Source organism: Pseudomonas wayambapalatensis (assembly GCF_049942315.1).
Lineage (GTDB): Bacteria > Pseudomonadota > Gammaproteobacteria > Pseudomonadales > Pseudomonadaceae > Aquipseudomonas > Aquipseudomonas wayambapalatensis.
Window position 1 is genome coordinate 1 of sequence record NZ_JBNFMU010000117.1, and the last position, 9,397, is coordinate 9,397.

Below are 9,397 nucleotides of genomic sequence, written 5' to 3' on the forward strand. Positions count from 1 at the left end.
GCACGGTCAACGTCACCACACCGGACGGCAAGACCCACAACGTAAAAGCTGGCCCCGACGGCAATTTCAAGTTGGATATCAACGATCCTCAGCCAAACGGCAAGATCATCATCACTGCAACGGATGCAGCAAATAACAAAAGTTTGCCTGCAATTCTGGAGTTCATTGCAGACCCGAAAATTGATACTACGCCACCGGATGCCCCGACAGGGCTGAACGTGATCAGCAAGCCCAATGAGGGGATCGCCATCACCGGTAAAGCCGAGCCCAACAGCACGGTCAACATAACCTCACCGGACGGCAAGACCCACAACGTGAAAGCCGGTCCCGACGGCAATTTCAAGTTGGACATCAACGATCCTCAGCCAAACGGTAATATATCAGCCGTTGCAATCGATGCTGCCGGTAACAAAAGCGTGCCGGCAAACTTGACGTACAATTTGGCTAGACCGTCGGCGCCGACTTATGATATCGCCACGGACCAAGCGACTGGCGAATTCACGTTGACGGGCAAATCAGCACCTGGGCTGAAAGTCCGCATAGAACTCCCGAACAAGGTGACCAAAACGGTTGTCGTGGACGCTGACGGGAACTTTACCCTTTCTGGCCCTGCGCCTCAGGGGACTTCCGAGTTTAAAGCGGTTGCCATTGATGGACAGGGGCGCGAAAGCGCTGCGACTGTAAAAAGTTACGAAAACCCTTTTACAAAGTATGAAGTGAAGGTTGAGAGTTATACCGATACGGTCGGTTCTGACGGTCAAATAATTGCAAACAATAAATTTGAACGTCACCCACTGAATGTGCCAACTAATGACCCAGCTCCCACCTTACACGGACGAGCAACAGGGGTCGGTAGTGGCAACAGTATAGAAATCATCAGCAAGGGCGACGGCAAGCGTGTTGCGCTAGGGGCCGTCGATAGCGACGGGAACTGGAGTATTAAGTTACCGGCACATTCGGATGGGGTTTATAACTATGACGTCAGGATCATCGATGGCGCCCGTAATGTGAAAGGTGCGCAAGTGACGGTAAACTTAACCATTGATACGGTTCCCCCGCCCGCCCCCACCTTGGACAGCATCGTGACCAAAGATGGCGTGGATGTCAAAAGTGGTAAAGCCACTGTTGATAATACCCCGACACTTCGCGGTCATGCGGAAGCCAATGCAACGGTTATTATCTTCCACAAAAATGCGGATGGAAAGAATGTCGAACTAATGCGCGTTGTCGCTGACGCCAATGGTGAGTGGACAGCTGCTTTGCCTTTTCAAAGTAACCGCCAGCACAGTTACTATGTCAACGCGCTGGATGCAGCCTCTAACCTCAGTGAGGCTTCAAGCGTTTCGCAAGTTACCTTCAACGGACCAACCAATAAGCCTATCGCAATTACAGGTAGCCAAGGAGTCTGGTCTGTAGATTCTGCAGGCAACGTGGATGGCAGTGGATTCGATTCTGTTGCAGGCCTGGGTTACGACAGTGGAAATTATAATGCCCTGTTAAGAGGTAACGCCAATGTTTCCGAAAGTCAGCATCCTAAGTATCAACTTGGAAATATTGATACCGGTTTTCATACGGCTGGCTTGGGTGATACTAACGGCGATGGTCTTAACGATATTGCATCGGTGCACAGCGGGACGAATAGCCGATCCAGGGCAGATGTACGTGTTTACAATGGAGCCCAAAACCTTGGGGTTACATCAGAAAAATACATGAAAATGTTTGAAAACCCGAAAGTTATTGGTACCGGGTATTTTGTTAGCGGCGCGGGCGATCTGGACGGCGATGGCCTGATGGATACTGTTTTGGGCGGATATGGGGCATTTGGGCAAAATGGAACCTCCACTGTCGTATTTGGGGGGAAGCAGGTTGATCCTAAAAACACTGTAACGGATTTTAAATTTGGCGCCTCTGATACAAACGTCAACAGCTACGATGCCTTTTACAGTGGTGCGCAATACGTATCGGCTACCGGTGACTTTTTAGGTGGTGGTAGCCGAGGTATTGTGACCGCTCGAGGTATTACTATCGGAAACCCTGATCGGGGGAGCATCAGTAAAACGACGGACTTTGAATGGGTAACAGGAACCGGTGCCCGTGAGGTTAACCAGGTTCAGTCGGTTGCGGGGGTAGGCGATACTAACGGTGACGGCTTTTCAGACGTTTTGGTGAATGATGGCACCAACTTGTTTGTCGTATATGGGGGCACGCTGGCAGAATTCAGCAAGTTCCGCAATAAGATCGTGCTGGAGGAAAAGTGGCTTAAGGAAAATAATCGCGGCTATATGATTGATGCTTCGAGTGCGCTTGCGGCGCAGCCGACAAAGTATGGCGACGTCCGCGCCCTGGGTGATATCAATGGTGATGGTCTTATGGATTTCGCTTATTCCACCTATGGTAATTCAGGAGCTGGAGCCGCTAAACAGGGTGGTTCTTACGGCAGCTACCAGAATTCCTATATTATTTTCGGGAAAGCCGATAACGAAAAAATTGATATGGCGAAATTCACCCCCAAACAGGGTATCGTTGTGCCAAAAGAGCAGGCAGATGGCGCATCGATCGCCGGTCGTCTAGATATTAATGGCGATGGTTTGCCGGATATTTACGTTGGCTCATACCAATCTAGCGGAAAACTGTACTTGGGTGGCACGTCTCTCGGGGCAGAACCGTCCATCAGTGTTGATAACACCACCGGACTTGCAATGGGAAATGCGGATAGCAATTTCATTAAAGGAACGGCAGGCAATGACACTATTTATGGCAAGGGAGGTGCCGACGTCATCTATGCAGGTTCCGGAGATGACGTGATTATCTTGAATAAAGATAACCTGTCTTTTCTGCTTAAAGGTTTCCAGGAAAGTGCGGGATTGCATGGGCGCTTGGCTCGAATTGATGGCGGCAACGGTATCGATACGCTGGCCTTTGAGAAGGATGTCAACGACTTCGATCTCACCAAAATCACTACAACAGGGCTAGGCACCATCAAGACTGGCGTCGGGCTTTCGCGTCTTGCCAACATGGAAGTCTTGGACTTGAATGGGGGTAACAAAATGAAGCTGACGATTGACTTGAAGCATGTTATGGATATGACGTCTGGCATGAATATGTTTAATAAAAGCAACTTCAGCTCTGGGTTGGATGAGGCTGTTTCGCGCAACCAGGTTGTTATAAAAGGTAGTAGCGACAACGTGGTTGAGGTGAAAGATAAAGGTGAGTGGAAAACTGAAAGCACAAAAACCATTTACTCTGAAGGCCATGCCTATAATGTCTACAATAGTGTGGGTGATCACCAAGGGCAGTTATTGATAGAACAAACAATCAATGTTAATTGGGTGTAATACTGACTTGTAACCCACTTTAGCTCACGAAAAGTGTAACGGCTTGGGTGTTGCTCAAGCCGTTACACAAGAACGCTTTTCCGAGCAAATTTGATTCATATATTACAAGACGGAAATGTTCAATCCCGAGGAAGCAACGTATGCAAATGGTGTAGTGGCGGATCTGCCCTACCCCACCGATGATGTGCAGTGAGTAAAAAAAGCCGCCTTCGAGGCGCTGGATCAGGTATTCCGGCCGGGCTTCAAGCACAGCAAAGCTGAGATCGTCTTGCCAAACCTGTCCCAGCCAGGTGAATCCACCGACGATCTGTTTGCAGTGTCGCCACCTCCAGACACGTCGAGGGTAATGAGGGTGCTGGATCAGATTAATGGCCATTGTGGTCATGGCATCCTGCGCACAGCCAGTGTGCTGGCGACTCCTGACTCGGCTATGGGTCGAGAGCTGATCAGTCAGAATTTCACTACCAGGCTTGAATAGTTTTGGCAGGTCCGTTGTACACAGCCCACCACTGCCATGCTCCGGGATGAAGGTGTTGAGGTCGGATGCTTCAAGATCAGAGGATTCATGAATGAAACCGCCTAAACGCAATGGCTTTGTGCCGCCGACAGTTGCGAAGGAAAAATCGATTCTGTGCCCGCGAATGGTTGACCGCTGTAGATCAGATCGCTACTCCCCAACAGACAAATGGCTCAGCAATTGTGCCGAGCTAGATAAAATACTCAGGTCATTGATTAGGCTATCACTGATAGCTCCAATCGCTTGCAACTGACTGTTAAAGTGCTCATTTTCAGCCACCAACACATCAAGCAATGTGCGTTTTCCTAAATGATACCACTGCTCATAATACATCTTGCGCACACGATCGGTTTCTATGGCTAGCTGCTGATAGTTTCTTGCCTGTTGCAAGGCGTTCGCTCGGTTTTGAGTCGAACGCATGATCTCCAGGCGCAAATCTTGCTCCGTTTTTTGATACTCTTCCAATGCTGAAGTTTTACGCTCTCCTGCAGCCTTCTGGGCTGCCGTATTGGAACCACCACTAAAGATATCCCACTGCACATCTACACCGGCATACCAATCATTTGGGCCTCTCGCATGACTTCCCATTGAATCCCTTTGCTCTTTACGTACGACGAGATTGAGCCCGGGAAGTCCCTGAGCCTTGAGCGCCTTTTGGCGCTCGCCTTCGACGTCCGCCCGGGCTTTGAGTTGCAGCAACAAAGGGTGAACATCAAGCGACGATAATGCGGCTGTTTGGTCAATCATAGGGCGACTGAGAACCAGTAAAGCGCCGGATACCTCTGGCACCTCCTCACCCAAAATCCGATGAAGTCGAATCTGAGAAATGTGCTGCTGGCCAATTATCTGTTCACGACTAGCTTGCGCCGATAACAACCTGGCACGAGCCTGGACCAACTCACTCGCCCGACCTTTGTCGTTTTGAGTAATTTTAGACAACATATCGACTCGGTCGCTCATCTGCCGTACATAATCCTCAGCCACTTCGGAACTTCGTATGGCGCGCAATAGATTGATCAACTCGGACGTCGTATTGAACGCCACCCGCTCCCGCTCCGCTTGGCTGTTCTGCTTTTTAACTTCAAGTGACGCCGTAGCCGCGCCTGTATCTCTGGCGTTTTTCCCCCAATCCCACACATTCGTGATGACGCTCAAGGTACCCGCCGTACGGTTACTATTCGAGCTACCGCTGTCATTCTTAGTTAATGCTGAATTCATCCCCAAACGCACTTGAGGCCAGCGTCGCCCTTTGACCTCATCAATTTCGTAAGCGGCAACGTTTTCATTTGCAATAGACACCCGCACCTCTGGGCTGTGACGTAATGCCTTGGCCACAAAATCTCTCATCAACGAACGCAATTCTCTATTCACGGGCAGCTCACTACCTACCGCCACTGAACGCAACGTGGGCCCCTGAAGCGTAGAAATCGTGGGATTGATGGCGAGGTCTTGCCTTTTCACGGCTGGAGTCGTCGCGAGTATATGACCAGTGGTCGGTGAGGCGGGCACCGTTGCAGAGGAAGGAAACCGGTGAATTAACGCCGCGATTTGACGATCGTCCAGTCGCAGCTGTTTATTTTCTTGAGCGAGTACTACACCGCTGAAATTTACATAAGCGCAGGCCAACCCTATTGATATGAAAGTCATTTTCCTAAACGTCAAGGGTGAGCTGTTCATGTCATCGCTCCCGAAAGGCTTCTTGTGCTTTGAATATGGGTTTCAGCAGATAGGACAGGATCGTTTTTTCTCCAGTTTTAATATCAACACTGGCGATCATACCGGGAATGATTGGGAGCTTGTGTCCACCCGCCTCCAAGACAGCACGGTCTGTTCGAACATAGACTTTGTAGTAAGTCGAGTTATCCCTGCCGAAACGGGCTTTGTCTTCGTCAAATAAAGTATCGGGGCTTATGTGTTCAACCTTGCCGACGAGTCCACCATAAACCGCGTAGTCGTAGGCCGAGATCTTAACCGTCGCTGTCAGGCCAGGACGAATAAACGCCACGTCTGCAGGCTTGATCTTGGCTTCGACCAGTAACCGGTCTTCCAGCGGAATCAGCGTCATGATTTCCGCCCCTTGTTGAATTACCCCACCACGTGTAGTGACCTGGATATTGTTGATCGTTCCTCGTACCGGAGCCGTGATCGTCGTGCGATTCACAATATCTTCACGCCCCTTGAGTACCTCCAAAGCTTGTGCCAACTCGCTTTCCGAACGTGTCAACTCGTTGTTGGCTTCCGAGCGAAATCGGTTGAGACGCTCGGCAATTTGCAAATTGAACTCGTTAGCCTGACGACGTAAGCGCATAATTTCCACTTCGGACACGAGGCCCTGCTGCGCCATGGGCGCGGACAGTTTGATTTCACCGTCTGCCAACTCCAAGCTTCGACGCAGAGCTTTAACACTTTCCAATAACGTTCTCTGGCGAGAGTTAAAAGCTTGGGTTTCATCGCGCACGATAGACGCGTTCTGCTTAATATCTTCAGGAAACACGAGCGGCGTGTCATAAGCTTCTGCACGCAAACGAGCAATAGCTCCTTTTAACCCCTGGACCCGTGATAACGCTTCACCATAATTGGCACCCACCCGCGTCGGATCGATCTGCAACAACTTCTGCCCCGGCTCTACAACATCACCTTCCTTGACAAAGAGATCTTTCATGATCCCGCCTTCCAAACTCTGGATCACCTGCTCACGGCTGGCTGGTATGACTCTTCCCTCTCCACGGGTGACCTCTTCCACACGCGCAAAATTAGCCCAAAGAATACCGAACACCATCGCCGCCGCTATCAGCCATAATACTAACGCGCTGGCCGGGGTGCGCTGCTCAATCAACGCACCTTTTAAGTCTCGCATGAATGCTTCATCTTCAACGCGTAAAGCATGCTGAACTTTTTTTAGATGCACGGGCCGACCTTTACCAAGCAAGCGCATTAACTTTTTAAATGACATGGAAAATTATCCTGGCAATGCAGAGCGGGTAAGCAGAACGCCCTATCATTGAGATGTGCCGAGGTGAGTATCTTCGGGCGATCGATGCTGACCATTCAGCGCCACAAGCACTTGCTCTTTAGGACCATCAGCGACAATGCATCCATTCTCAATCACGACAAGACGCTGGACGATACTGAGCATCGACATACGGTGAGTCACGATTACTAAGGTGTGCGAGGCACTCAAGTTTCCCAACTGCTCAATGAACTGAGCCTCGTTTAAACCATCCATCGCACTGGTAGGCTCATCCAGCAAGAGCACCTTGGGCTCCAGCATCAAGCAACGGGCCAGCGCGATCAATTGCTTTTGCCCACCAGACAAGTTACGCCCCATCTCACCAATCGGCATGTCATAACCCGAAGGATGGCGTGAAGCGATTTTGTCCAATCCGGTGATTTTGGCGACGCGCAGAAATTGCTGGGTAGTTGCACCCGGATTACCAATCATCACGTTTTCGCGCAAAGAGCCGAAGAACAATTGGCAGTCCTGCCCTACGTACCCCACGAGCGACCGCCAATCGGCAGGGTCTATTTGCGATGCATCAATATCATCCAACGCCAAGCGGCCTTCACTCTGCCTATAAAGTCCCGCCATCAGTTTGAGTAGCGTAGATTTTCCGCTGCCAATATTGCCAAGTATTACTACCCGTTCACCCGGTGCGATGGTTAAATTGATGTTGTCCAGCGCTTTCGGAGGCGCCACGACTCCAGGCATCGGATAAACATAACTGATTTTTTTCAGACTAAGATGACCTTCAAGGTTAGGCGCAGGGAGAAAGGTTGCCTGCGGGTCCCGATCCACCGGCAGGCTCATCAGCATACTCAGCGATTTCATACCCGCTTTAGCCTGCTGATAACGCAGCGCCAACCCCACCACGGCGCCTAATGGTTGCAGTGACCGACCCGAGAGGATGACCACAGCAATCATCGCGCCCATTGTAAGCTGGCCGTCATGAATCATATAGACACCGGTTAAGACGATCAGTACCGTGACCATCTGTTGCACGTACATCACGAAGTTAGTGGTCAGACTTGATAAGAACCGACTTTTCATCGCAGATGCAGTAGCGAGTGCGCTAAAATCATCCCAACGTTTCTGCATAACACTTTCGCCACGCGAAGCCTTTAATGCCTCCATGCCTTCCAGCGTCTCAATCAACAATCCTTGTCGTAAAGAAATCTCTCGCAAGTTTTCCTGCATATAACGTGACAACGGCCATTGGCAGGCAATACTCACCAGCACAATCAAAGGCACTGCCAACAGCGGAATAATACTCAGCGCCCCGCCAATACAATAAATAATGCCGAGGAACATAAGACAGAAAGGCAAGTCTGACAATGTCGCCAGTGTGGCCGAGGTGATGAAGTCCCGCACGGACTCGTATTCACGGAATTGGTTGGCAAATGCCCCAGAAGACCCCGGTTTGCTTTCTAATCGCACCGCCATGACCTGGCGAAATAACTTGGCCCCTAAAATCAAATCCGCTTTTTTTCCCGCCACATCCAGTAAATATGCACGAATCTGCCGCGAAGCAAATTCAAGGCTTATCGCGATCAACACACCGATTGCCATTGACCACAACGATACATACGCCTGCGTAGGCACAACGCGGTCGTAGACGTTCATGGTGAAAAAAGTGATGGCCAACGTCAGGATATTCGCCAGCAACGCCGCAAGCGCGGCACTGTAAAAGTAAAATCGAAAACGCCAGATGACGGACAGCAACCAATGGGATTGGCTGGGTTTGGTATACAGTAGATCGTCTTGACTGCACGCCTCCAATTTCGGAACGGCGCCGACCAATAAAAAGTACCCCGTACACTGCTTCAGCAGCTCTGCCTCATCGATAACGACCCGTCCTCCATGCTCTGGAAAAACAACATCGTACACCCATTTACCTTTATCTGTATGTTTCCGGAGAATGACACAGTAACGTCCATCTCCACAGGCTTGCACAACGGGCAACAAATAATCAGAAATCTGATCAAGTGAACGCTGAACCCAGCCGGCCTTCATACCTACCTGTTCAAGCATCCGCACTGCCGCGATCGGCGACAACGCTTTACCACGCGGTAGACCCGCGTATAAAACAGCCTCACTGACTTCTTTATTATAAAACTTACAAACAAATTTCACCGCTGAAAGAAGCGAATCCGACCGCTCTTCAATCAGCTCATCTATCACGCTAAAATCGTCACCGCTCTCCACTTTCCCCGCACCTCATTTCAAATAATTTTCTTACAGCCAGCGCTGCATGAGTTCATATTTTGATTGATGGTTTCACAAATTTAAAATAACTATCGCTGCACGCGCAGAGGATTCAACTATTGCCCCCGCATTAACTTTTCAAGTGCTTGGATCGTTAGACGCATCGCCTGGATAAGCCGATTACGGTAGATGAGGTGATTATTGAGAGCGATAGGAAGTTTTTCTGTAGGAAATTTCCTACAGAGCACGGCAGAGGTACTGGTCAGCCCGCGACGCCGTAGACATTTTGTAGTGGTCAACTCATCCCGGACACGGTTTTGAGTTTTTCTTCAGCTTTCGCCG

At 50.1% G+C, this 9,397-nt stretch carries 4 protein-coding genes and 1 pseudogene; 2 read left to right on the forward strand and 3 right to left on the reverse strand.

Annotated elements, in window-relative coordinates; translation table 11 throughout:
- Together ACPZMI_RS06170 and ACPZMI_RS06175 are read left to right on the forward strand one after the other, a co-directional pair.
- The coding region (locus tag ACPZMI_RS06170) for an Ig-like domain-containing protein (RefSeq protein ID WP_426351875.1) at positions 1-3,335 on the forward strand (3,335 nt) is incomplete at its 5' end.
- Positions 3,336-3,441: 106 nt separating this feature from the next.
- Positions 3,442-3,813 (forward strand): annotated as a pseudogene (locus ACPZMI_RS06175) (DUF4113 domain-containing protein); the annotation flags it as partial.
- A 189-nt stretch (positions 3,814-4,002) separates the two neighbouring features.
- On the opposite strand, the gene ACPZMI_RS06180 reads toward ACPZMI_RS06175, so the two are convergent.
- From ACPZMI_RS06180 to ACPZMI_RS06190, 3 genes are read right to left on the reverse strand one after another with little or no spacing between them, the layout of a single operon-like run.
- Positions 4,003-5,529, reverse strand: coding sequence for a TolC family protein (locus ACPZMI_RS06180; protein ID WP_186722074.1), 1,527 nt, complete (start codon positions 5,527-5,529; stop codon positions 4,003-4,005).
- Between the two features lies 1 nt (position 5,530).
- Positions 5,531-6,805 carry an HlyD family type I secretion periplasmic adaptor subunit gene (locus ACPZMI_RS06185; protein WP_426351876.1) on the reverse strand — a complete coding sequence of 425 codons (1,275 nt, stop codon included), beginning with the start codon at positions 6,803-6,805 and terminating at the stop codon, positions 5,531-5,533.
- Positions 6,806-6,850: 45 nt separating this feature from the next.
- A complete protein-coding gene (locus ACPZMI_RS06190; RefSeq protein ID WP_186722072.1) occupies positions 6,851-9,055 on the reverse strand; it encodes a type I secretion system permease/ATPase in 2,205 nt (734 codons plus the stop codon).
- Between the last annotated feature and the right edge of the window lie 342 nt (positions 9,056-9,397).

Excerpts from the sequence above, each read along its gene's own strand:
- ACPZMI_RS06180 (WP_186722074.1), bottom strand. The coding sequence starts at position 5,529 with ATGAACAGCTCACCCTTGACGTTTAGGAAAATGACTTTCATATCAATA.
- ACPZMI_RS06185 (WP_426351876.1), bottom strand. The coding sequence starts at position 6,805 with ATGTCATTTAAAAAGTTAATGCGCTTGCTTGGTAAAGGTCGGCCCGTG.